The sequence below is a fragment of the Acinetobacter sp. ANC 4779 genome, from assembly GCF_004331055.1.
Lineage (GTDB): Bacteria > Pseudomonadota > Gammaproteobacteria > Pseudomonadales > Moraxellaceae > Acinetobacter.
On sequence record NZ_SJNU01000002.1, the window covers coordinates 323,229 to 345,884 of the forward strand.

Annotated in this window: 22 protein-coding genes; 10 read left to right on the forward strand and 12 right to left on the reverse strand. The window is 43.4% G+C overall.

The features are described from left to right. The first annotated feature begins 11 nt into the window (after positions 1-11). The gene (gene thrC, locus E0H80_RS04450) at positions 12-1,151 is read left to right on the forward strand and encodes a threonine synthase (protein WP_131363507.1); all 1,140 of its coding nucleotides are present in this window, start codon (positions 12-14) and stop codon (positions 1,149-1,151) included. A 74-nt stretch (positions 1,152-1,225) separates the two neighbouring features. Here thrC and pbpG read toward each other — a convergent pair whose 3' ends face one another. Next, positions 1,226-2,278, reverse strand: coding sequence for a D-alanyl-D-alanine endopeptidase PBP7/8 (pbpG, locus tag E0H80_RS04455; protein ID WP_131363513.1), 1,053 nt, complete (start codon positions 2,276-2,278; stop codon positions 1,226-1,228). 220 nt (positions 2,279-2,498) lie between these two features. Here pbpG and E0H80_RS04460 point away from each other — a divergent pair, with 220 nt between their 5' ends. The 3 genes from E0H80_RS04460 to E0H80_RS04470 are packed head-to-tail and all read left to right on the forward strand — an operon-like array spanning position 2,499 to position 6,165. Continuing rightward, positions 2,499-3,134, forward strand: coding sequence for a response regulator (locus E0H80_RS04460; protein ID WP_131363516.1), 636 nt, complete (start codon positions 2,499-2,501; stop codon positions 3,132-3,134). A gap of 31 nt (positions 3,135-3,165) precedes the next feature. Next, positions 3,166-4,734, forward strand: a complete 1,569-nt coding sequence (locus E0H80_RS04465) for a sensor histidine kinase (protein ID WP_131363518.1) — start codon at positions 3,166-3,168, stop codon at positions 4,732-4,734. Between the two features lie 15 nt (positions 4,735-4,749). Next, entirely contained in the window at positions 4,750-6,165 is a 1,416-nt protein-coding gene (locus tag E0H80_RS04470) for a sigma-54-dependent transcriptional regulator (protein WP_165494279.1), read from the forward strand. 4 nt (positions 6,166-6,169) lie between these two features. Here E0H80_RS04470 and E0H80_RS04475 read toward each other — a convergent pair whose 3' ends face one another. The 4 genes from E0H80_RS04475 to lptF all read right to left on the reverse strand — a co-directional run bounded on the left by E0H80_RS04475 (position 6,170) and on the right by lptF (position 11,214). Next, positions 6,170-7,345 (reverse strand): S41 family peptidase, encoded by a 1,176-nt coding sequence (locus E0H80_RS04475; RefSeq protein ID WP_131363522.1) that lies wholly within the window; start codon positions 7,343-7,345, stop codon positions 6,170-6,172. Positions 7,346-7,371: 26 nt separating this feature from the next. Then, positions 7,372-8,919, reverse strand: a complete 1,548-nt coding sequence (gene gpmI, locus E0H80_RS04480) for a 2,3-bisphosphoglycerate-independent phosphoglycerate mutase (protein ID WP_131363524.1) — start codon at positions 8,917-8,919, stop codon at positions 7,372-7,374. A gap of 121 nt (positions 8,920-9,040) precedes the next feature. Then, complete coding sequence (gene lptG / locus E0H80_RS04485) at positions 9,041-10,111, reverse strand: LPS export ABC transporter permease LptG (RefSeq protein ID WP_131363526.1); 1,071 nt, start codon at positions 10,109-10,111, stop codon at positions 9,041-9,043. Between the two features lie 2 nt (positions 10,112-10,113). Beyond that, on the reverse strand, positions 10,114-11,214 hold the full coding sequence (gene lptF, locus E0H80_RS04490) for an LPS export ABC transporter permease LptF (protein ID WP_131363528.1): 1,101 nt from the start codon (positions 11,212-11,214) through the stop codon (positions 10,114-10,116). Positions 11,215-11,373: 159 nt separating this feature from the next. On the opposite strand from lptF, the gene E0H80_RS04495 reads away from it, so the two are divergent. The 4 genes from E0H80_RS04495 to E0H80_RS04510 all read left to right on the forward strand — a co-directional run bounded on the left by E0H80_RS04495 (position 11,374) and on the right by E0H80_RS04510 (position 14,242). Next, complete coding sequence (locus E0H80_RS04495; RefSeq protein WP_131363530.1) at positions 11,374-12,822, forward strand: leucyl aminopeptidase; 1,449 nt, start codon at positions 11,374-11,376, stop codon at positions 12,820-12,822. After that, positions 12,815-13,222 carry a DNA polymerase III subunit chi gene (locus E0H80_RS04500; protein WP_131363532.1) on the forward strand — a complete coding sequence of 136 codons (408 nt, stop codon included), beginning with the start codon at positions 12,815-12,817 and terminating at the stop codon, positions 13,220-13,222. The genes E0H80_RS04495 and E0H80_RS04500 overlap by 8 nt, the downstream gene beginning before the upstream one ends. A gap of 28 nt (positions 13,223-13,250) precedes the next feature. Further along, positions 13,251-13,883 (forward strand): hypothetical protein, encoded by a 633-nt coding sequence (locus E0H80_RS04505; protein WP_131363534.1) that lies wholly within the window; start codon positions 13,251-13,253, stop codon positions 13,881-13,883. Between the two features lie 140 nt (positions 13,884-14,023). Next, on the forward strand, positions 14,024-14,242 hold the full coding sequence (locus tag E0H80_RS04510) for a hypothetical protein (protein ID WP_131363536.1): 219 nt from the start codon (positions 14,024-14,026) through the stop codon (positions 14,240-14,242). Positions 14,243-14,352: 110 nt separating this feature from the next. Here the strand turns inward: E0H80_RS04510 and E0H80_RS04515 are convergent, their stop codons facing one another. The 7 genes from E0H80_RS04515 to glnK form a co-directional block, all read right to left on the reverse strand. Further along, positions 14,353-14,898: a VTT domain-containing protein gene (locus E0H80_RS04515; RefSeq protein ID WP_067866004.1), complete on the reverse strand. Its 546-nt coding sequence runs from the start codon at positions 14,896-14,898 to the stop codon at positions 14,353-14,355. Between the two features lie 112 nt (positions 14,899-15,010). After that, complete coding sequence (locus tag E0H80_RS04520; protein ID WP_131363538.1) at positions 15,011-15,670, reverse strand: riboflavin synthase; 660 nt, start codon at positions 15,668-15,670, stop codon at positions 15,011-15,013. Between the two features lie 27 nt (positions 15,671-15,697). After that, positions 15,698-16,990, reverse strand: coding sequence for a DNA adenine methylase (locus E0H80_RS04525; RefSeq protein WP_131363540.1), 1,293 nt, complete (start codon positions 16,988-16,990; stop codon positions 15,698-15,700). Next, positions 16,987-18,090, reverse strand: a complete 1,104-nt coding sequence (gene ribD, locus E0H80_RS04530) for a bifunctional diaminohydroxyphosphoribosylaminopyrimidine deaminase/5-amino-6-(5-phosphoribosylamino)uracil reductase RibD (RefSeq protein WP_131363542.1) — start codon at positions 18,088-18,090, stop codon at positions 16,987-16,989. The genes E0H80_RS04525 and ribD overlap by 4 nt, the downstream gene beginning before the upstream one ends. A 12-nt stretch (positions 18,091-18,102) precedes the next feature. Beyond that, the gene (nrdR, locus tag E0H80_RS04535) at positions 18,103-18,561 is read right to left on the reverse strand and encodes a transcriptional regulator NrdR (protein ID WP_067865992.1); all 459 of its coding nucleotides are present in this window, start codon (positions 18,559-18,561) and stop codon (positions 18,103-18,105) included. Between the two features lie 137 nt (positions 18,562-18,698). Then, complete coding sequence (locus E0H80_RS04540; protein WP_131363544.1) at positions 18,699-20,102, reverse strand: ammonium transporter; 1,404 nt, start codon at positions 20,100-20,102, stop codon at positions 18,699-18,701. 60 nt (positions 20,103-20,162) lie between these two features. Next, positions 20,163-20,501, reverse strand: coding sequence for a P-II family nitrogen regulator (gene glnK / locus E0H80_RS04545; protein WP_005094485.1), 339 nt, complete (start codon positions 20,499-20,501; stop codon positions 20,163-20,165). A 278-nt stretch (positions 20,502-20,779) separates the two neighbouring features. Between glnK and E0H80_RS04550 the strand changes: the two genes are divergently transcribed. Continuing rightward, positions 20,780-21,007 carry an accessory factor UbiK family protein gene (locus E0H80_RS04550; RefSeq protein WP_067865987.1) on the forward strand — a complete coding sequence of 76 codons (228 nt, stop codon included), beginning with the start codon at positions 20,780-20,782 and terminating at the stop codon, positions 21,005-21,007. A 67-nt stretch (positions 21,008-21,074) separates the two neighbouring features. Further along, positions 21,075-22,562 (forward strand): YifB family Mg chelatase-like AAA ATPase, encoded by a 1,488-nt coding sequence (locus E0H80_RS04555; RefSeq protein WP_131363546.1) that lies wholly within the window; start codon positions 21,075-21,077, stop codon positions 22,560-22,562. Positions 22,563-22,656: the final 94 nt, after the last annotated feature.

The following is a 22,656-nucleotide window of genomic DNA, read 5'->3' on the forward strand; positions in this document are numbered from 1 at the left end:
GGAACATCATCATGTCTAATGCCAATCGTTATACTGGTTTAGTTGACCGTTATCGCGACCGTTTACCCGTATCTGCAACCACTCGTGCTATTTCTTTAGGTGAAGGTAATACCCCACTGATCAAGCTTGAGAACATTCCACGCATTATTGGTAAAGACGTTGAAATCTATGTGAAGTACGAAGGCTTAAACCCGACCGGCTCATTTAAAGACCGTGGTATGACCATGGCGGTGACCAAAGCGGTTGAAGAAGGTTCTAAAGCCATTATTTGTGCTTCTACCGGTAATACCTCTGCTGCTGCTGCGGCTTATGCTGCACGCGCAGGCATCAAAGCATTCGTGTTAATCCCGGAAGGCAAAATTGCCATGGGCAAAATGGCACAAGCAATGATGTACGGTGCAATCACCATGCAAATTCGCGGTAACTTCGATGACGGCATGCGCTTGGTTAAAGAAGTGGCTGATCAAGCGCCGGTAACCATCGTAAACTCAATCAACCCTTATCGTTTGCAAGGTCAAAAAACCATTGCTTACGAAATCGTTGAAGCTTTGGGTCGTGCACCTGATTATCACTGCTTGCCAGTCGGTAATGCGGGTAACATCACTGCACACTGGATGGGGTATACCGAAGCGGTTGCCAATCAGCCGAAAGAAGAATTTGAGCAAGTGATTTACGACGCTGAAACAGATACTTTCACTGGTCCTAAACCTGCTGGTCTTCCAATCATGGCGGGTTATCAAGCATCGGGTGCTGCACCGTTCCTACGTGGTGCTCCTATTGCCAACCCTGAAACTGTTGCGACTGCGATCCGTATTGGTAATCCACAAAGCTGGAACCATGCCAAAGCGGTTGTTCGTGATTCGAATGGTTGGTTTGATGAATTAACTGATAGCGAGATTCTTGAAGCACAGCGTTTACTTTCAATGTACGAAGGCGTGTTCGTAGAACCTGCTTCTGCAGCATCTGTAGGTGGTGCCATCCGTGACATTAAAGCCGGAAAAATTGCTGAAGGTTCAGTGATTGTTTGTACCGTGACTGGTAATGGCTTGAAAGACCCTGATACTGCCATCAAACAATGTTCTGATGCTGTGATGCTGTCAATCGATGCGACAATGAACCAAGTTAAAGAATCTATTCTTTCTAATATGTAATTCTTTTTAGCATCGTTAGAAATAAAAAAGCCCTGCAATTGCGGGGCTTTTTTTCGCTACACATAAAGCAAAGATTAAATACGTTTTGGAAGTTGGCTCGCCCAGTTCATTAAACGGGTGGCATCATTGGTACGTGCGGCAGATGAATCTGCTCCAAGAAGCACTACCACAGCTGGACGATTTTTTAAAGTGGTATGCATGACCACACAACGCCCTGCTTCATTGATATAACCGGTTTTGGAAATATTAATATTCCAGCCCCCATTACGCACTAGAGCATTGGTATTATTTGATTTCAATACACGGTAGCCCAAATTAAAATCATAGCTTGGTGTGGTTGAGAATTGACGGATTAAACTGTATTGCGAAGCTGCACTCACCAAAATACCTAAATCACGTGCAGAAGCCACATTACGTGGGTCAAGACCTGTCGATTCATAATAATGAGCCGAATTCATGCCTAAAGATTTTGCTTTTGCATTCATTGCTGAAACAAAAGCAGCACGTCCCCCTGGATAAGTTCGAGCCAAAGCAGCAGCAGCCGGATTTTCCGATTTCATCAATGCAAACAATAACGCTTCCGCGCGGTTCATTGAATCGCCGGCACGCAAGGTCGAACTCGAATTTTTACCGCCCGCTCCTGCGAAATCAATCGATTGCAAAGTGATTTTTTCAGACATGTTCAGTCGAGCATCTGAAATTACCACTGCAGTCATCAGCTTAGTAATGGAGGCAATCGGTAATGCGGTGTTACTATTTTTACTATATAGCACTTCACCTGTTTGTGAATCCATCACCAAGGCAGCACGTGCGTTAACAGAAGGCTGATTGCTATAACCTGAATTATCTAAAATTTGTACAGTTTTAGGTGCAGAATGACTAATCACACCATTAGAACTACGCACTGAAGTGGTAATTTTAGTTGAACCTAGTGGCGTTGGTTCTTCGCTCAATGTCGAAACATCGCCATTGAGTAATTGTTTGGCCTCTTCAGAAGACCAGTTTAAAGCAGCTTGACCTGTGCCTCCAGAAGCATCCATGATAAGTTCTGCAAAACTGGTAGAACTCAGACTAAGTAAGATAGACATACTTAGCACATGTATTAAAGACTTGTTCGAATTTTTCACGGTGGTTTACTCAACTCATGGAGGCAAGATACATTTGTGTATTACCTCAAATATGCCTTACATTTAAACACAAAGGTGAACACTTTTTACGCATAAACCTTTATGCTTAACATTTCATTTAAAGATGAATAATAGGATTGCTAATTTTGTCATTTCATTGCAAGCTTATTTTGCTTTATGTAACAAAAAAATTGCTTTTTTTATATGAGGGGAGAAATAGGTGATCACAGTTTTAGTAGTAGATGATCATGAATTAGTACGTACCGGGATTTGCCGAATGCTCGAAGACCATGCGGATGTTCAAGTGATTGGTCAGGCTGAATCTGGGGAAGAAGCGATTACCTTGGTCCGTCACCATCATCCGAATGTGGTTTTACTTGACGTCAATATGCCGGGCATCGGTGGAGTAGAAACCACGCGCCGTCTTTTGCAAAGCGCACCTGAAACCAAAGTTGTCGCGGTGAGTGGTTTGGCTGAAGAACCTTATCCGTCCTTATTGCTTAAAGCCGGCGCAAAAGGTTATATCACCAAAGGCGCACCGGTCACCGAAATGGTTCGTGCCATCAATAAAGTCATGCAAGGTGGCAAATATTTCAGTGCAGACATTGCTGAACAGCTGGCCAGTTCATATCTTTCAGATACCCAGCAATCGCCATTTGATTCCCTCTCTGAACGTGAAATGCAAGTCGCGATGATGGTAGTGAATTGTATTAGTGCCCAAGAAATTGCCGATAAGCTTTTTGTCAGTGTTAAAACCGTCAATACTTATCGTTATCGTATCTTTGAAAAGTTAAATTTAGATAGTGACGTGAAACTGACCCATTTGGCCATTCGTTATGGACTGATTAAACTTTAATGCTTTTGATTTAGCTTTCTAGAAGACATGCATGACGCAGCATACCCAAAATTTTGAGTTTAATCAGTATCATTTAGGCATTTGGTATGGCGCCTACAGACTGATCATTGCCAGCTGTCTTCTGCTGATTTTTTTACTCACCTACCAGCATTTAAATACAGATTATCGCTATCCACAGCTCTATCTTTACGTCCTGATTTGCTTAGTATCGATAAGCTGCATACAGTTACTGAGCCTAAAAAAAATACGCTCCAGAGTTCCACAACAACTGGAGCTTGTATTTGCTGTCGACGTCATTGCTTTAAGTTTACTTACTTTCGCGATGGATGGTCCGAATCTGCATTTAAGTCTCCTGTTTGTGATTACCATTTTTGCCGCGTCTTTACTCTTAAATGCCCAACAAGCTTTAATTATCACCCTGATTGCCGTTATCAGTGTTGTTTATCAACTATTTGTAGGCAGTCTTTTTGATTTCTCTTCATTAAATAATATTGGCAATAGTGCCTTATTGGCATTTCTGTTTTTTGTGGTTTATGGCAGTGCTCAAGTGGCTGTACGACGTTTCCAGTTGCTGGAGAATTTAAATTTTTCTCAATCCTTGGAACTCAATCGGCTGCAAAATCTGAACCGTTATATTCTGGAACAGATTGAACTCGGTTATCTGGTTCTGGATGAAAACTGTCATATCGTACTGAGTAATCCTGCGGCGTGTATGCTGCTAGGCATTCCCCCACTCTATGCCTATGACAAATATCCTTTATACAAAACACAACCTGATCTGTTTGAACTGATTAAGTTCGATCAGCTACAAGATGGAGAAAGATTTCAATTCGAGTCACAGCTGAGCCGCTATCATATGCATATCGAAGTGCAAAAACTCATGGTTCCGCATCAGACCCTCACCCTGTTGATGCTGCAAGATGCGGGTAAAATCAATCAACGGGTACAACAGTTAAAACTGGCTGCTTTAGGACAATTGTCTGCCAGTATCGCCCATGAAATTCGCAATCCTTTAGCAGCTATTGTTCAAGCCAACGAACTGTTGCCTGATAGTGATTCAAACCAACAAAACCTATTAAGTCAGATGATTGCAAAACAAGCACAGCGCATTGACCGTATCATCCAAGACACCTTGAATATGGTGCGAAATAGGGAAACACATCCTGCACAGATCCATCTGAATCAATTTATCCCACAAATGATCCAGGAAGATTTATCTGATATCATCAATCAAATTCGATGCACCATACAAAATAAAATCTCAATTACTTTTGATGAAGCACAATTTCGCCAAGTTCTGATTAATCTGATTCGTAATGCAATTCGGCACAATTCACCTGAGCATTCACATATTGAATTAAATATTTATTCACATGGATCCAATGTCCGAATTGAAGTCCAAGATTTTGGCTCAGGGGTGGCATCCCAAGATTTGACCTACTTATTTCAACCTTTTTTTAGTACCGAAATCACGGGAACTGGTTTAGGATTATACTTATCACATAGTTTTTGTGAGGCGAACCAAGCAAAACTGGACTATGTAGAACAAAAACAAGGCGCATGCTTTCGAATAGAATGCCTGGATGGTGCTTTAAATTAATAGTGTTGGGGTGTAATTTTGGAACGACAACCACTTGTTTTATTAGTAGATGATGAGGAAGATTTGTGTACTTTAATGCAAATGTCTTTATCACGCATGGGCATCAAGACCCATATCGCATATCGTCTTGAACAGGCCAAAAAATGCTTATCCGAAAACGAATATGATGCCTGTTTAACGGATTTAAATTTACCGGATGGTAATGGACTGCAATTGGTAGAATGGATTGGTCAACATTTTCCTACCCTACCTGTAGCGGTATTGACTGCATATGGCAATATGGAAATTGCGATTGCGGCATTAAAAGCCGGCGCTTTTGATTTTGTCAGTAAACCCATCAATCAGAAACATCTGGAGCAACTCTTACAAAAAGCGTTGAACAAACCGGTCGAAAATTTCCAAAGCAAAGAAGATACGCTAGAACAAAAATTATTGATTGGCCAGTCTCTGCCGATTCAGCAATTACGCATTACCTTAAATAAAATTGCCCGCTCTCAAGCGCCTGTCTTTATTAGCGGTGAATCCGGGACAGGAAAAGAAGTCATTGCCAATCTGGTGCATCGACTCAGCAATCGTAATGAAGGCCCTTTTATTGCGATTAACTGTGGTGCCATTCCCACTGAATTGATGGAGAGTGAACTGTTTGGGCATAAGAAAGGCAGCTTTACCGGTGCAACGCAAGACAAACAAGGTCTGATTCAATCTGCACATGGTGGCAGTCTTTTTCTAGATGAAATTGCTGAACTGCCTTTAACCATGCAGGTCAAACTGCTGCGTGCGGTGCAGGAAAAACGGATTCGTCCAGTCGGTTCAGATGCTGAAATTGATGTCGATTTTCGCGTGATCAGCGCCAGTCATCAGGACTTGGATGCATTGGTGCAACAAGGCAGATTTCGACAAGATTTATTCTTCCGTATTCATGTGATGGATCTGGTCCTTCCGCCGCTGCGTGAACGGGGTGATGATATTATTTTATTGGCGCATCATTTTATTCAAAAAATCAGTCAGGAATGGAGCATTCCTCAAAAACAACTGACTGAACGTGCGAAAAACTTTTTGCTGGGCCAGTATTATCCTGGCAATGTCCGTGAGCTGCGCAATATTATTGAACGTGCTATCACGCTCAGTGATGAAGATAAAATTGATTTACCACATTTACAAAGCGCACCATTGCGTTATCCAACAGCAGCACCGTTAGATCATCAGCAAGAAGCCAGCCCTGCTTTTCGTAGTGACATCTTGGTCTCTGCTAAAAAGTTACCGAATGAAGGTTTAGAGCTTTATCTGGAGAATATTGAGAAAGATATTTTACTCAATGCGCTAAACTTGACTCATTGGAACAGAACGCTGGCAGCCAAAAAACTCGGCATGTCTTTCCGCTCTTTACGTTACCGCTTAAAGAAATTTGGCCTAGATACCGATGAGGAATAAATGCTTATTTACGGTTTAGAATAATTTCTGCAACATGTTCAAGATAGTTTTCTTCTTTCATCTCATGTTGCAGCAGGTATTGCTGATTCGGCTGAATTCCGACACCTTCAATCATCTGCCCTTTCGGGGTGTAATAATGCGATACCGTCATCTGTAAAGCAGCACCATTGGAAAGCGGGAATAGCTTTTGTACCACGCCTTTTCCATAGCTCTTCTCACCGATGACCCAGGCGCGGCCATGGTCTTGCATTGCGGCAGTAAAGACTTCAGCGGCTGAAGCAGAACGGTTATTGATTAAGATGCCCAGCTTTAAATTTTGAAACTCAAAACTCGGTAGGGCCTGAAATTGTTGAGCGCCTTCAGAACGGCTTTTGGTAGAGACAATCACCCCCTGATTTAAAAATAAATCCGCTGTTTCAACTGCAGCAGACAATAATCCACCGGGATTATTTCTTAAATCAAGCAACACTGCTTTGAGACGTGAAGAAGAATAATCTTCAATTAAGCGTTTAATTTCATTGGCAGTATCTTGCTGAAAAACTTTTACCTTGATCACTAAAACCTGATTATGCAAAACGCTGGCTTGGATATCTGTTTCTATTTTTTTACTGCGTACCAAAATTATAGGCGTACTATTTTGTGCCAGTTGCAAAGTTAAGGTCGAACCAATTGAGCCATTGAGCAGACTATTGACCTGATCGGGATTGAGTTTCTTCAGTTCTTGATCATCAATCTTAAATACCGTTACGCCATTGCGTAAACCTTGCTTGGTAGAATCAGCTTTATCCTTTAAACCTTGAATCACCCATTGATGTAACTGCTGATCATAGATCAGTTCAAAATCGACAGAGGCAATATCACCTTCGGTATATTGCATCAGCTGTTTATAATCTTCTGGACTAAGGTAACGAGAATAACGGTCTAGGCCACTGACCAAACCTCGAATGGCTTGCTGAAACAAAGCATCATCATTTTTCGCATCCACATAATTTTCTTTGACAATGCTATAAATTTGTACAAATTGCTGAATCGATTCCACCGGAACTTCAGCATAATTTTGTTCGACTTCATCATCAAAATCCAAGACAGGCTGGTTTTTCACAGCCGCAAGTGCAGAATGGCTCACACAGATGAATAACGTTGTTAAAGCGACAACCATCTTCCAGCGTTGTAAAACCATCCTTCCACCTGTTTATCGTGTTAATTTTATGATTTTAAAGTAATCAAATTACGACCTTGCATTTCTTCCGGTACAGGAATTTGCATTAAGCTCAATAATGTTGGTGCCACATCTGCCAGTACACCGCCTTCAGCAATGCTCGCAGAAGTTGGTCCCACATAAATGAAGGGAACCAGTTCTGTGGTATGTTGTGTATGTACCTGACCACTCTTGTAGTCTTGCATTTGCTCGACATTACCATGGTCAGCAGTAATCAGCATATGACCTTTTTTTGCCATCACTGCTTCATATACCCGACCGAGGCAGGTATCGACAGCTTCAACGGCTTGTACCGCCGCATCAAATACACCGGTATGCCCAACCATATCACCATTGGCAAAGTTCACCACCAATAAGTCATATTCACCCGAGTTAATTGCAGCAACTAGTTCATCGGTTACTTCATAAGCACTCATTTCAGGCTTAAGATCATAAGTTGCAATATTTGGCGATGGAATCAGGATACGTTTTTCGCCAGGGTATTCATCTTCACGGCCACCGCTAAAGAAGAACGTCACATGGGCATATTTTTCTGTTTCCGCAATACGCAACTGCTTTTTACCCAAATTCGACAAGTATTCGCCAATCGAGTTTTTCAACGCTTCCGGCATATAGGCAACAGCTGCATCAATCGTCGCTTGGTAACGCGTCAACATCACAAATTTAGACAGGTGGGGAACCACTTTACGTTCAAAACCGGCAAACTCTTTTTCGACAAAGGCTTTGGTAATCTCACGCGCACGATCGGCACGGAAATTCATAAATACAACGCTGTCGCCATCCTGAATTTTAGCCAGCTCACCAATACGGGTGGCTTTCACAAATTCATCCGACTCATTCGCTGCATACGCCTGTTCCAGACCGTCAACTGCTGTTGCTGCGGTACGTGCAGCTTCCCCTTCAGTCAATAGACGATAGGCCTGTTCAACCCGATCCCAACGATTATCACGATCCATGGCAAAATAACGTCCAATCATGGTCGCAATCCGACCTTGACCCGGATATTCGGCAAAAACTGCATCCAATTTTTCCAAAGACGGTTGCGCGCTTTTCGGTGGCGTATCACGACCATCCAGGAAAGCATGCAGATACACTTTTGCCCCACGTTTTAATGCCAATTCACACATGGCAACAATATGGTCTTCATGCGCATGCACGCCCCCTTGTGACAACAAGCCCAAGATATGTACTACGCCATTTGCAGCTTTGGCTTTCTCTACCGCATCAAGCAAAACTTCATGCTCAAAAAAAGCACCAGTACGAATATCCTTGGTGATGCGGGTGAAATCCTGATACAGCACACGACCTGCACCTAGGTTCATATGACCCACTTCAGAGTTGCCCATTTGACCATCAGGCAGACCGACATCTTCGCCCGAACCTGAAATCAAACCATGTGGATGCTTTTGTTGCATAGCAGTTAAATTCGGTCGTTTTGCTGCCAAGAAAGCATTGTCTTCGACCGCTTCGCGATGACCCACACCATCCATAATTACCAATACGTGAGGGATTTTGCCTGCAGTTGCATCCGTCATAATGAACACTCTTTTGTTTACAATTTCATCGGGATATCTTAACGAATTTTCAGTCAAGACTCTATGTGCAGATCATGACTAAAGCTGATCATGCACATTGTTTTTATCACTGTTAAGTCTGTTAACGTGCACGTCGCAGTAAATAACCGCCCACCAGCATCATTAGCACAATTGGTACAAATACGAACCATGCCGGTGAAGGTGAATACACCAGACTTGCATAGCCCAAGAAATCTTGCAGATAGAAAAATCCCAAGCCAATAAATAAGGCGATGACCAAACGGAAACCCATCGACTGTTGACGCAAAGGCCCAAAAATAAACGAACATGCAATCAGTACCAAAGCAATGAGTGCAAATGGCGAACCGACTTTTTGCCAAAATGCCAGCTTATAGGTTTTCGGGACTTGGCTGTATTCATGCATATAACTCATAAAGCTCACCAATTGGCTCGGTGATAAATCTTCCGGGTCAATGGTGACCATATGCACATATTTCGGTTGCAAGGCTAAGGCCAAAGGCAGCTGATCGGTTTTGATCAAAGTTGAATTACCCTGCGGCAAAATATCCATTTGCGCAGCACTTTTCAGATTCCAGGCACCGTCTTTAAGGAACTGCCCCTGCTCGGCATTTAAAACACCTTTCAAGTGGTAATCATCATCAAAATCGATCACTTGGACATGTTTCAGTTGCCCTTGTGCATTGGCATAATCAATATATATAAAACGCTGACCTTCGCGGGTCCAATAACCGCTGACTTCACCCAGTGAACTTACACTGCGGTGATCTTTTACGCTTTTGGCTTGCTCATTGGTATAGGGAATGACCCATTCACTTAACACAAAGGATAACACCACCAAGATTAATGCGGAGCGAATCACCCAACCGACAATACGCCATAAGCTAATGCCGATTGAACGCATCACCACCAGTTCACTATTGGAGGCTAAAGTGCCTAAACCGAGTACAGCACCAATTAAGGCAGAGATCGGTAAAATTTCATATAGATAGCGCGGTGCACCCCATAAGACATAGAGAAATGCCTGCCAGGCACCATAGTCTTCGTTCAGTGAACCCAGTTCACCCAAATAGGTAAACAGTACCTGTAAAACACAGAGCACTGCTGTTGCCCCCAGCATGGCCAATGCCGTGGTTTTGGTCACATGTTTGGCAATTAGTCGACGTGCTAACATTTTTAAGACCTCGCCTGCTGAATTCGTTTCTTGATTTTAGGCGCAAGCTTTTGTTTTCGGGAGAACAAGGCTCCCGCAATACCATACACGACCAAGACCAAAGGATATGCCCAAATTCCCAACTCGTCTTTACTGACACGGGTTTTCAATGCCATTAGTGCCACAATCAAACTAGCGAAAATCAGCAAAGCCGGAAATAGTTTTAAATAACGTCCTTGACGAGGAGTCACTTCTGAAAGTCCAACTGCCAGGATTAAAGCTACAAGCACTGAAAATGGCACGAAGATCCGCCAGCCCAGTTCACTCGCCACAACAGGGTCAGTACGGTTGTTCCAGAGCTTGCCAATCGGCAATGCTTCAACTTCTGCACTTTCAAATTTGGCTTCGGCATCACTTTCTAAACGTAAACGATAGGATTGAAACTCTGTTTGGGTATATTTTGGTTTTCCCGGAAAAATTTCGTAACGGCGGCCTTCAGATAAATCGACAATACTGGCCGTTTCATTGGCCATTTCTACACGCGTGGCTTCTTTCGCCAAAATCATGACATCCGGTTTACCCGGTTTTTCTGCGCGTTGATAGAAAAACACATCTTTAAGATTACGACGGTCTTCTGACAGGTCTCCGGCATAAATGGTGTAAGGACCGGAGGAAATAAACTCTTTCGGACGCACCAAATCGAAACCGGTTCTGACCGCCTGATTGGTGGTCAACTCTTCAAACTGACGCAGCCCCCAAGGAGACATCCATACCATCAACACGGTTTGAACAGCCAGAAATACCAGAGCCAGCGGAATCAGTAACCGGCCCAGTTGATGGCGACTGACACCGCTGCCGTTGAGGACTGCCATTTCGTGATCGACATACAGACGGCCAAATACCAGCATCAAGCCGATAAAAAAGCCCAGGGGAAGAATCAGGGTTAAAAATTCCGGCAGTCGATAACCAATAATACTGAACAAAATACTGACATCTAAACGACCTTGTGCCGCAACGCCAAAGTACTTGATCAGTCGACCACCCATCATGATCAAGGTAAGCAAGGCAATCACAACCAAGGATGTAGACACCACTTGCTTGACCAGATAACGCCGAATAATCAAATTAATTCTTCCAAAAAAGAGGCTAATAAAAACTAGCGCTAGTTTACCCGAATGGTGAAAATATAAAACCTATACTGTTGTTGCGCATTGAAACTCTATTCATAGAAATGTTTCAATGGTTTAATGGTTTGCAAACTTTCACAGGCATGAATACAGAACATGAAACTGACAATTAATACGTCATTCCAAGAGAATGCATCTAGCCCATATTTGTTGATATTAGTTGATTCTGAGCAGCTTCAAAAGGTAGCGACTGCTTATGAAATCAATGATTTAAATGCTTTAGTTGAAGCAGCCCAATTTAAAGCCAGTCTAACTGAATCGCTCCCCCTGATCGGAAAAGTGGCGACATGTAGCAACAGTGCGCTTATTGGTATTGATAAGGCAGCTGAAATTCAACCGGCCAAATTAGCAAAAATTGCACAAACCATTATCAAAGCGTCACAAAAAAAATTCAAACAGATCAGCATTGATATTTCTGCTTTAGCACCCGAACAGCATTATTTATTTGCTTTGGCTTTAACTCAAGCCAGCTATGCTTTTGATGAATATAAATCGAAGAAAAATGAATTTGTTCTAGAAGACATTCATCTTATTGCAAACAACAGCAGTTTAAATGCACAACAACTTAGCTTGATTCACGCGGTGCAATCGGGTCAAAGCCTGGCACGTGATTTAGGCAACCGCCCGGGCAATATCTGTTTCCCTGAATATCTGGCGGAACAGGCGCAAGCCTTGGCGGTAGAATATCCTGATCTGTTAAAAGTAACCGTTCTTGATGAACAGCAAATGGCTGATCTCGGCATGGGCGCGTTTCTGGCAGTCAGTAAAGGTTCAGATCGTCCGGGACGCATCATTACCATGGAATATCAGGCCAATACCGAACAGGCACCGATCGTGCTGGTGGGTAAAGGCGTGACCTTTGATACCGGCGGTATTTCACTCAAACCTGGTGCGGGTATGGATGAAATGAAATTTGACATGTGTGGTGCTGCTTCCGTACTCGGTACCATGCGCGCGCTGTGTGAATCAAAACTGCCAATTCATGTAGTGGGTACAATTGCTGCAGCTGAAAACATGCCGTCAGGTCATGCCACCCGTCCGGGCGATATCGTCACCAGCATGAGCGGTCAAACAGTCGAAATTTTAAATACCGATGCGGAAGGCCGCTTGGTGTTATGTGACACCCTGACCTACATCAAACGTTTCAACCCTGCGCTGGTAATTGATATTGCAACCTTGACCGGTGCCTGTGTGGTGGCTTTAGGTTCCGTTCTAACCGGTATGTTCACACCCGATGATGAACTTGCAGCTGAAATTACCGCTGCAGGTCAAACGAGTTTTGACCGCGTATGGCGCATGCCGGTGATCGAAGACTATCAGGAACAATTGGATTCTCCATTTGCCGACATTGCCAACATTGGCGGGCCTAAAGCCGGCGCTGTAACTGCCGCATGTTTCTTGCAACGCTTTACCCGTGAATATCGCTGGGCACATTTAGATATTGCCGGAACAGCATGGAACTCAGGTACAACCAAGGGTGCAACTGGCCGCCCTGTTCCATTACTGGTTCAATTCCTGGCAAACCGTGCGCAGTCGAATGGCTAAAGTTAGCTTTTATCTATTTGAAAAAAGTAATGAGCGGCAAGTGGAGAGCACTTGCCGTTTGTGCCGCAAAATTCTGAAACAACCGGAACATATCTGGTTGTATTGTTCCGACACAAACGTGCAGCAACAGCTTGATGAACAATTGTGGAGTTTTGATCCCAGCAGCTTTATTCCGCATGGGATTGATCAGGAACATGCCACGATTTGTATTTCATCTCGACTGCCAGAGCAATCTGACTGGGTTGTGTTTAATTTTAACAATCAAGCACTTGAACAGATTGATAAATTTAGTCACATTATAGAAATCATAGAAAATAACGAATCGGCAAAACAACTGGGTCGTGAAAAATTTAAACAATATCGCCGTTTAGGTATTGAACCACGAACCTTCAAGCTTTAGCCGGTCAATTGCAATAAGGAGATACGGGGTGGCATTAAATGTCGGTCAAGATTTTAAACAGCGCTGGTTAGATGTGCCTGAAGCTGTTCGTCAGGTCTTTATTGATGACCTGCACCGTGTCTGCAATGTGCTAAAACCAGAAACCAATATTCAAAAGTGGTTAGAGAAGGATAGAGAAGCACAACAACACTCTGTTGAGAGAATTGAACATGCATACGCAGAGCGCAAGGCACAATTAATTGAAGAAGCACGCATTCGCAAGCAGCTTGCACTAGAAAAGTCGCTGGAAAATAAACGTGCGGAACAGGCTGCCTATGCTCAAGCCTTACAGTTAGATGAAGCTCGACAGTTTGACGAACAAAGCCAAACCTTGGCCTTTATCCGGCAAAATTTAGAGCATGAAACGCATGTTTATACAGCACGTTATCATAAAAATCCTGAAGGCTCAGCACTGAATTTTTCTAAAGGCATGCGGTCAATTCCTGACACTACCATGCTATCTGAACTGGAAAGCGTGCGTTTACGTCTCGAATTAGAAGCTGAAAACTTGATTGAACAGGCGGTGACGGTATTTCGTGCCAAGTTACATCAGGCCAGCCAAGACGAAATTGACTATATTTTGAAAGATTCTGATTTATCAACAGAGAAACCAAAACACTAATTTCTCATGGCTCGTGATCTGGCTATTTTTCTACTGTCATATAAATGACATGTTTATGTCACAGAATGGTCATATCTTTAAATCAGTACATTTAAAGATAGGCTATTTTAATACTTAACATCATATTAACAGGAAGAAAAATGGATATTTTGAAGCAAATTTCCACTCAAATTGCTGCATTAAATGCTGGAGAACAATGGCGTGTATCTGCTCAAGACTTACTGATTAGCCATGCCGACTTCCATTCAGTTTCGATTTATATTTCTCGTGAAGCTGAAAAAGGACAATTTTCTGTTTCTATACCTGCTGCGCTAAGATCTTTGGTAGAAAGTACTGCTGTCACCATTACCAAACACTGAAACAGACCAGTCCAAATAGTCTACTTTGGTGGACTATTTTTATTTTCATATTTTGATTAGATTGTTTATTCAATTTAATCAAATCCAAATATCATCTAAATGCTTAAAACCTAAAATAAATCTACAGCAATTCCCAGCATATTGCCTGCGCCATAGCCGATCCCCAATAACAGACTGATCCAGATCAGTCCACCGACCACGTTATAAAGCATAAAACTGAACATACTCATATGCCCGGCCCCGGCAGCAAAGGGTGCAAATGAACGGACAAATGGAACAAAACGAGCGACCAGAATGGTTTTTCCACCATGCTTGCTAAAATAATGATTGGTCTTGACAATATATTCAGGTTTTAAAAAACGTGAATGTTCATGAAAAAACTTAAATCCCAGCACCTGCCCCGTATAGTAATTGACGGTATAACCCAATACCGAAGCACTAAAAAGTAACAGTCCCATGTAGTTTAAATGGATCACATCTGTAGTTGAACACAGTGCACCAATGCCAATCAGCAAACTGTCCCCAGGCAAGAAAAACATAAATACAGAGCCAGTTTCTGCAAAAATAATGAGAAATAAAATGGCATAAATCCACAGACCATAGTTGTCCAGTAAAGTCGGTAACCATTGTTCAATATGCATTAAAAAATCAAGCATTTTCACAAATCCACTTTAGCCCCATGATCTACCCAGCCCACTAAAAAACCTAAATAAAAATAAAAAAAACAGTCTGACTTTCCAACCAGACTGTTTTCTATTCTATGATTTTTTACTTCAAGAAGCCATTTTCTGCCAGAAATGCCATACTTAATTTGGATTGTTCCTTGGTTTCAGCCGCTTTATCACCGAGCATTAAACGCTCGATATAGCGTGCTAAAACATCGACTTCCAGGTTCACTTTAGCGCCGGTTTTCCAAGTGCCAATATTGGTTCGTTCAGCCGTATGCGGAATCAAATTCAGGCTAATCACATTGCCACGTAAATGGTTGATGGTCAGACTGATCCCGTCGACCGTCACCGAACCTTTTTCAGCTAAATATTTGGCAATTTCAGCAGGCGCAGTCACTTCATAATAAATGGAGCGGGCATCTTCACGCACCACGGTAATTTCACCCACCGCATCGACATGACCACTGACAATATGACCGCCAAAACGTGTGGTAGGCAACATCGCTTTTTCCACATTCACGCGCTGACCGACTTTCCATGTGCCCAGTGTGGTACGGTTTAAACTTTCGCGCGATACATCAGCCGCATACCAGTTTTCACCCCATTCAATCACGGTAAGGCAAATCCCGTTGGTGGCAATTGAGTCACCCAAATGCACATCTGACATATCGAGATGGGTACCAATACGCAAACGGACATCACCGCCTACGCTTTGTAAACTTTCCACTTTGCCTAGACTTTCAATAATGCCTGTAAACATAACCTGTTCTCTAATTCTATATTTGTTTTACCACAATGCCAGTTGCGTACTCACACCGGTGGTATCGACACCACCCAGTTCAGCAAAATGATACAACTGACCCAATAATTGGCGCAGTGGTGGACCCGATTTGGCATGAGTATCGGTAATCACAATAAACTCTAATACACGTGCGCGTTCCGACTGACGTTGCTTGCTGACACGATAACGTGGCACATCTTGCGTGAGCAAAGTTACACGACCACGTTTCAGATTCGCCTGCAGCAAATCACCCGCTTCAATATTACCATCGGTCGAATAACTGGTCAGAATATAACGTGCATTAATCGTTGCAACCAATTTCTCATAGGCATCTTTGGCATACTTGGAAGAGTTGTACTGACTAGGACGCTCTTTACGCCATGCTCGGTCAATCCCGCTCTTATAGCCTTTGGTATCGGGACTGGGTAAATCTGTCTGATCCCACAAGGTTAAAGCATTCAGTACGTGATAGTTACTACCATAGGCATGCTGGTTATACGGTGGATCAAGATAAGCTACATCCACTTCAAAACTACTCATTTGATTGGCCAGATGCTGTGCATCGACACACCACATTTCTGCTGCCGGCTTTTTCGGTTCACCCACCGCACAAAAACGGCTCGGTGTTAGCCAGAGTAATGATTCAATCCGTTCCAAAGCGGTTTGGGTTTTACCGCCCCAACCATGATGGAAACTTTTGAATACACCTGAAGTATTGCTGACAAAACTGGCTGAATAAAGTAGAGGTGCAAGCAATGCCGACATCTCGACATCATCAATCGCCCCTTGTGCCTGCCAAGCGGCAATTTGCTGACGAATCGCATCAATACGCATGCCGTTACGGCGTTTGAAGAACAGACGATCACGAGCCGGATCATAAATTTCATCATTACGCGGACACAGGTTATGCGTGACCCAACCTTTGACTTCCGGCAAACGGTTAAGGTAATCGATGGCTTTTTGATAACCACCCAGTTCTTTAAATGCCGGCGCTTCCGTACAGGATAAAATCGCACTATTTAAAGCATGACTGTACGGTTCCCAGTCATTGGCAATCACACGATAACCATTTTGACGCGCCAGACGTGAAACCACGCCCGAGCCTGCAAAAAAGTCAGCAAAAATCGGAGCACGACCATTTTTGCTATTTAAGGTTCCCGTACTCTCAAGTGCTTCCAAAATCAGATGAAGTAAACGCCGTTTGTTGCCTAGATACGGAACAAGCTGATTGAAAAGATATTCGTCTGTGGTACGTGCTGAATGACGACGTTTATGATAAACCGAAGACTCTGAATTCATACTGTCTCTTGAGAAGGGATTAACCTTAAGCGCACATCATCCCCCAATTGGGTGACCTGCATGAGCTTAAATCGAAGTTGCTCTGCCATACGGCTAAATTCCGCACTAAACATTGCACGTGCTGTTTGACCTAAAAATGTCGGTGCAACATAGCTGATCATTTCATCGACCAGCTGTTGTTGTAAAAAGACAGTCGATAATGTTGATCCTGCTTCCACCAGTACATCGTAAATTTGGTGCTGTGTAGATAGAGTCTGCAGCAAATCTTTTAAAGGCTGTACTGCAAGCTGTAGTACACCTAAATCAGCCAATTCCTGACGGAAAGGTCCCATGACCATCACCGTATCGGGTTGCTGCAGTATTTTTGCATGAAGCGGTAAACGTCCTTGACGATCCAGTACCAGACGTTTCGGCTGAACAATAGTGGTGATATCGTCAATACCATTGAGCTGACGCACATTAAGCAGACAATCGTCAGCAAGTACCGTTTCAATTCCGGTAATCACCACCCCAGAAATCGCACGCCAATGCTGTACATCCTGACGTGCAGCGCTACCGCTAATCCATTTCGATTCACCCGATGCCATTGCCGTACGGCCATCAAGGCTTGAAGCCACTTTTAAACGCACATAAGGCATGCCGGTTGCCATGGCTTTTAAAAAACCAAGATTGAGTTGTTCTGCTTCTGATTCACACAGGCCCACTTCAACTTCAATGCCGGCATCTTTTAGAATCTGTACACCCTTACCTGCCACCAAGGGGTTTGGATCAGGACAAGCCACGATCACTTTAGTAACACCGGCTTCGACTAAACCTTTAGCACAAGGCGGTGTACGACCATAATGCGCACAAGGTTCTAAAGTCACATAAGCGGTTGCACCTTGAGCAAGATCACCGGCTTGACGCATGGCAAAGACTTCTGCGTGCGGTTGTCCTGCTTTCGGATGGAAGCCTTCTCCAACCAGTTGACCGTCTTTAACAATGACACAGCCAACATTGGGATTGGGTTTGGTTGAGTATTGTCCAAGTCGCGCTAATTCAATCGCACGTTGCATCCACACCTGATCTTGGTGAATGGGATCTTGACTTAACTTAGACATGTTTAAACTCTTTTAGTGTTCACGCTGTTGCATTTGTTCAATTTGACGACGAAAAGCTTCTACATCCTGGAAGTCTTGATACACCGAGGCAAAACGCACATAAGCCACATGATCGAGGGCAAACAAGGATTGCATGACAATTTCACCAATCATGCGTGATTTCACATCACGCTCACCCAGGCGACGAATTTGTAGTTGGATATCGCTGAGCACCGTTTCAATCTGTTCTTGTGTGACGGGTCTTTTTTGCAAAGCATGCATCAATGAACGGCGCATTTTAGCTTCATCAAAAGGTTCACTTTTGCCGTCAGATTTAATTACCCGAGGCATCACCACTTCATAGGTTTCAAAAGTGGTAAATCGTTCTCCGCAACTGATACATTCACGACGTCGACGAATTTGACAGCCTTCAGCAGCCAAACGCGAATCGATAACTTTACTGTCTGCGGCGTTGCAAAACGGACAATGCATAGCGGTTTAATTGAACAAATCAAATCGGATTTAGAGTGTAGCAAAAATTCTGCACTTTGTAGAGGCTTACGCAAGATATGGAAAAAAAACAGCCCATAAGGGCTGTTTGACACCATATATTGATTATCAGTTTTTTATTATTCTACGCGTTCGCCATGTTGACTTAAGTCTAGACCCATACGTTCATCATCCGCCTCAACTCGAATACCAATCACCAAATCAATCAGTTTAAGAATGATGAAAGTCAGTACGCCAGAGTAAGCGATCGTTGCAAGTACACCTTCAATTTGCACCCATAATTGATGCATCATATCGGTAGGGACTTTATCCCCCATGATGAATTCACTCGCAAATACTGCAGTCAGGATTGCACCGACAATACCACCGACACCATGCAGACCAAAAGCATCTAAAGAGTCATCGGCTTTCAGTGCACGTTTAAGTGCAGTAATACCCCAGAAGCACACCACACCGCCAATTAGGCCCATTGCCATTGCACCGCCTACCGTCACAAAACCAGCTGCAGGTGTAATCACCACCAAACCGGCAACCGCACCAGATGCACCACCCAATACAGAGGCTTTACCACGCACCACTTTTTCAGTAATTAACCATGCAATTGCTGCGGCTGCCGCTGCAATTTGAGTTACCACTAAGGCATAACCTGCAGAACCGTTGGCGCCGAGTGCAGAACCACCATTGAAACCAAACCAACCCACCCAAACCAGGCTTGCACCAATCACAGTTAAAGTCAGATTATGCGGTGCCATTGATTCACGGCCCAAGCCCATACGTTTGCCAAGCATGTATGCAGCAACCAGACCTGCAACACCCGAGTTAATATGGACTACAGTCCCACCGGCAAAATCGAGTGCGCCATCGTTACCCAACCAGCCGCCACCCCAAACCCAGTGGGTAATTGGAGCATAGACCACCACACTCCAAATGGTAATGAATGCAACGAAAGCGCTGAATTTCATACGTTCTGCAATCGAACCGGTAATGATGGCTACGGTAATGATGGCAAAGGTCATTTGGAAAATAACAAACAGAATTTCAGGAATGGTTCCGGTTAAGGCCTCTGTGCTAATGCCGGATAACATGATTTTATCTAGGCCACCAATGAATGCATTTCCCTCACCAAAGGCAAGGGTATAACCAATCACCACCCAGGTAATACTGACCACTGCCGCTGCCACAAAGCTGTGTGCCATTGTGCCGAGGACATTTTTCTTACGAACCATACCACCGTAGAACAGTGCCAGACCTGGAATGGTCATCAGCAAAACCAGTGCTGTAGACACTAAAATCCATGCGGTATCACCTGTATCTAATTTTACTTTTTCTTCTGCAGGCACGACTGTTGGTTCAGCTGGAGCAGGTGCTACAGCTAATTCAGAATTTGTGAGCGATGTGTCAGCAGTTTCAACCACTGTGACATCTTGAGAAGCAGCGGGTACTGCTACAGCTTCTTCAGCCCATGCAACAGAACCACCTAAGAGTGCGCCAGACAAACTCAGCGCAATGAGCATTTTTTTCATTCGTATCCCCCAACCTAGTATTTTTTGAGTTATTAGGTACTCAGCAAACTTCGTGCCAAATTAGACAGCATCTGCACCTGTTTCACCGGTACGAATACGGATGACTTGTTCTAAATTAGTCACGAAAATTTTACCGTCACCAATTTTTCCTGTACTTGCAACACGCGTAATTGATTCAATCACTGAATCAACCATATCATCGCTAATTGCAATTTCAATTTTTACTTTAGGCAAAAAATCAACGACATATTCAGCGCCACGATAAAGTTCGGTATGACCTTTTTGACGACCAAAGCCTTTGACTTCAGTTACGGTGATCCCTTGAACACCAATTTCAGAGAGTGCTTCACGCACGTCATCTAATTTAAAGGGTTTTACAATTGCAGTTACGAGCTTCATGTTTGTTTCCTTCGGCTTCTTTCACCAGTAAGGTTTTATGTTCAAATTTCGTGCCAAAATTTCTAAGGTTGGGGGAAAATAGAGAGTTTCGGCACGAGTTTTCTTTATAACCTATTTTATACTTTTAAACGTAGTCTGATCTTTAAAAAACAGACATTTTTACTATAAAATTTACGATTTTACTTATCGAACAAAACTATATCTGATCGATGGGGGCTATAGTCTAGGTTTGAGCAATGCTACACTGCTCATACTTCTGCACCGTTAGGGAATCAACAATGATCGAAACTTTATTACAAGCAATCATGGAACAAATAGACCAGCCCAAAAAAGATATTGAACATAATTTGCGTGCCTTGCTTAATGAAGCTGTTTCCAAGATGGATCTGGTTTCAAAAGATGAAATTGAACGTCAACGTACTGCACTCAATAATGCCAACTTACGACTGAATGAACTGCTTAAACACGTTGAAGCATTAGAAATTAAAATCAAGAACAATAAATAAGCACTTATTTGGTGCATTAAAAGACACAAAACGATTAAAAATAAAGCACTATAACGGAACAATAATAATGTCTTTTGCTAAAATTTACACTCGAGGTCTGCTTGGACTTCATGCGCCTTTAATTGAGGTTGAAGTTCATGTCAGTCAGGGTTTGCCTTCTTTAACCATTGTCGGGCTTCCTGAAGCGGCAGTTCGTGAAAGTAAAGATCGGGTCCGCTCAGCCATTATCAATAGTGGTTTTCAATTTCCGACTAAGCGCTTAACCATCAATTTAGCCCCGGCAGACTTACCCAAAGATGGCTCACGTCTCGATTTACCGATTGCTTTAGGGATTCTTATCGCATCTGGGCAAATCCCTGAAAATGTTCCCGACAATCTGGAGTTTATCGGTGAGCTGGCTTTGGATGGGCAACTTCGTCCCATCACCGGGATTTTAAGTATTGCGATTGCCTGCCAACAGTTAGGACATCAACTGATCTTGCCAGAACAAAATGCCCAGCAAGCCTCTCAACTGCCTCATTTTGAAGTGTTTGCAGCCAAACATTTAAAAGATGTCTGTGATCACCTTTCTCATCAACAGCCCATCCAGCAATATCAAGCCAGCCAGTGTATTGCACCCGATCAGTACAAATTTGATTTGGCCGATGTCAAAGGTCAACTGCGTCCACGGCGCGCTTTGGAAATTGCCGCAGCAGGCGGACATTCTTTATTGTTTAAAGGTCCACCCGGTTCAGGAAAAACCCTGCTCGCATCACGGCTTGCCAGTATTTTACCGCCTTTAGACAGTCAGGAAAATCTGGAAGTTGCCAGTATTTATTCAGTTTCCAATAACTCGCACCCTTTTGGCCAGCGCCCTTTTCGGGCACCGCATCATACTGCTTCAGCGATCGCACTAGTCGGTGGCGGTTCACATCCCAAACCCGGTGAAATCACTCTGGCCCATTTAGGTGTCCTCTTTTTAGATGAACTACCTGAATTTGACCGAAAAGTATTGGAAGTCTTAAGACAACCGCTGGAATCTAAAGAAATAGTGATTTCACGTGCTTCACGACAAATCACCTTTCCGGCAAACTTTCAGCTGATTGCGGCAATGAATCCCTGCCCTTGCGGTTATGCTTTTAATCAGGATATTCGTTGCCAATGTTCCGCGGATGCGATTAAGCGTTATCAGAATCGTATTTCAGGTCCACTACTCGATCGTATTGATTTGCATCTGGAGGTGCCACCCTTACAAGCGCATGAACTACAAGATACTACGCCAGTCGAAAATTCACAGACCGTACGTGAGCGCGTGATTGAAGCCTACAACCTACAAATACAAAGACAGCAATGTCTGAATCACGCTTTAAGCCCTAAACAGCTTGAACAATTTGTTCCTCTCGATACACAGGCACAAAAAATCATGGAAATGGCACAGCAGCGCTTAAACCTGTCTGCCCGTGCTTATCATCGGGTATTACGGGTCGCGCGAAGTATTGCCGATTTATCCCAGCATTCCGAGATTCAAAGCCAGCATTTAACCGAAGCGTTGTCTTATCGGGCGCAACAGGGCTAGCCCAAAATGCAAATGCTGCCCCATAGTGAAAATCTTGCTGATTGGGCTGCTATTTCAGGTCATCGAATAGGCTTTTCAAGATCAGCACTATTCG

Excerpts from the sequence above, each read along its gene's own strand:
- E0H80_RS04540 (WP_131363544.1), bottom strand. The coding sequence starts at position 20,102 with ATGAAAAAAATGCTCATTGCGCTGAGTTTGTCTGGCGCACTCTTAGGT.
- E0H80_RS04525 (WP_131363540.1), bottom strand. The coding sequence starts at position 16,990 with ATGAATTCAGAGTCTTCGGTTTATCATAAACGTCGTCATTCAGCACGT.
- ribD (WP_131363542.1), bottom strand. The coding sequence starts at position 18,090 with ATGTCTAAGTTAAGTCAAGATCCCATTCACCAAGATCAGGTGTGGATG.
- E0H80_RS04515 (WP_067866004.1), bottom strand. The coding sequence starts at position 14,898 with ATGCTTGATTTTTTAATGCATATTGAACAATGGTTACCGACTTTACTG.
- lptG (WP_131363526.1), bottom strand. The coding sequence starts at position 10,111 with ATGTTAGCACGTCGACTAATTGCCAAACATGTGACCAAAACCACGGCA.
- glnK (WP_005094485.1), bottom strand. The coding sequence starts at position 20,501 with ATGAAGCTCGTAACTGCAATTGTAAAACCCTTTAAATTAGATGACGTG.
- gpmI (WP_131363524.1), bottom strand. The coding sequence starts at position 8,919 with ATGACGGATGCAACTGCAGGCAAAATCCCTCACGTATTGGTAATTATG.
- thrC (WP_131363507.1), top strand. The coding sequence starts at position 12 with ATGTCTAATGCCAATCGTTATACTGGTTTAGTTGACCGTTATCGCGAC.
- E0H80_RS04520 (WP_131363538.1), bottom strand. The coding sequence starts at position 15,670 with ATGTTTACAGGCATTATTGAAAGTCTAGGCAAAGTGGAAAGTTTACAA.
- E0H80_RS04475 (WP_131363522.1), bottom strand. The coding sequence starts at position 7,345 with ATGGTTTTACAACGCTGGAAGATGGTTGTCGCTTTAACAACGTTATTC.
- E0H80_RS04495 (WP_131363530.1), top strand. The coding sequence starts at position 11,374 with ATGAAACTGACAATTAATACGTCATTCCAAGAGAATGCATCTAGCCCA.
- E0H80_RS04500 (WP_131363532.1), top strand. The coding sequence starts at position 12,815 with ATGGCTAAAGTTAGCTTTTATCTATTTGAAAAAAGTAATGAGCGGCAA.
- E0H80_RS04510 (WP_131363536.1), top strand. The coding sequence starts at position 14,024 with ATGGATATTTTGAAGCAAATTTCCACTCAAATTGCTGCATTAAATGCT.
- E0H80_RS04555 (WP_131363546.1), top strand. The coding sequence starts at position 21,075 with ATGTCTTTTGCTAAAATTTACACTCGAGGTCTGCTTGGACTTCATGCG.
- nrdR (WP_067865992.1), bottom strand. The coding sequence starts at position 18,561 with ATGCATTGTCCGTTTTGCAACGCCGCAGACAGTAAAGTTATCGATTCG.
- E0H80_RS04550 (WP_067865987.1), top strand. The coding sequence starts at position 20,780 with ATGATCGAAACTTTATTACAAGCAATCATGGAACAAATAGACCAGCCC.
- E0H80_RS04465 (WP_131363518.1), top strand. The coding sequence starts at position 3,166 with ATGACGCAGCATACCCAAAATTTTGAGTTTAATCAGTATCATTTAGGC.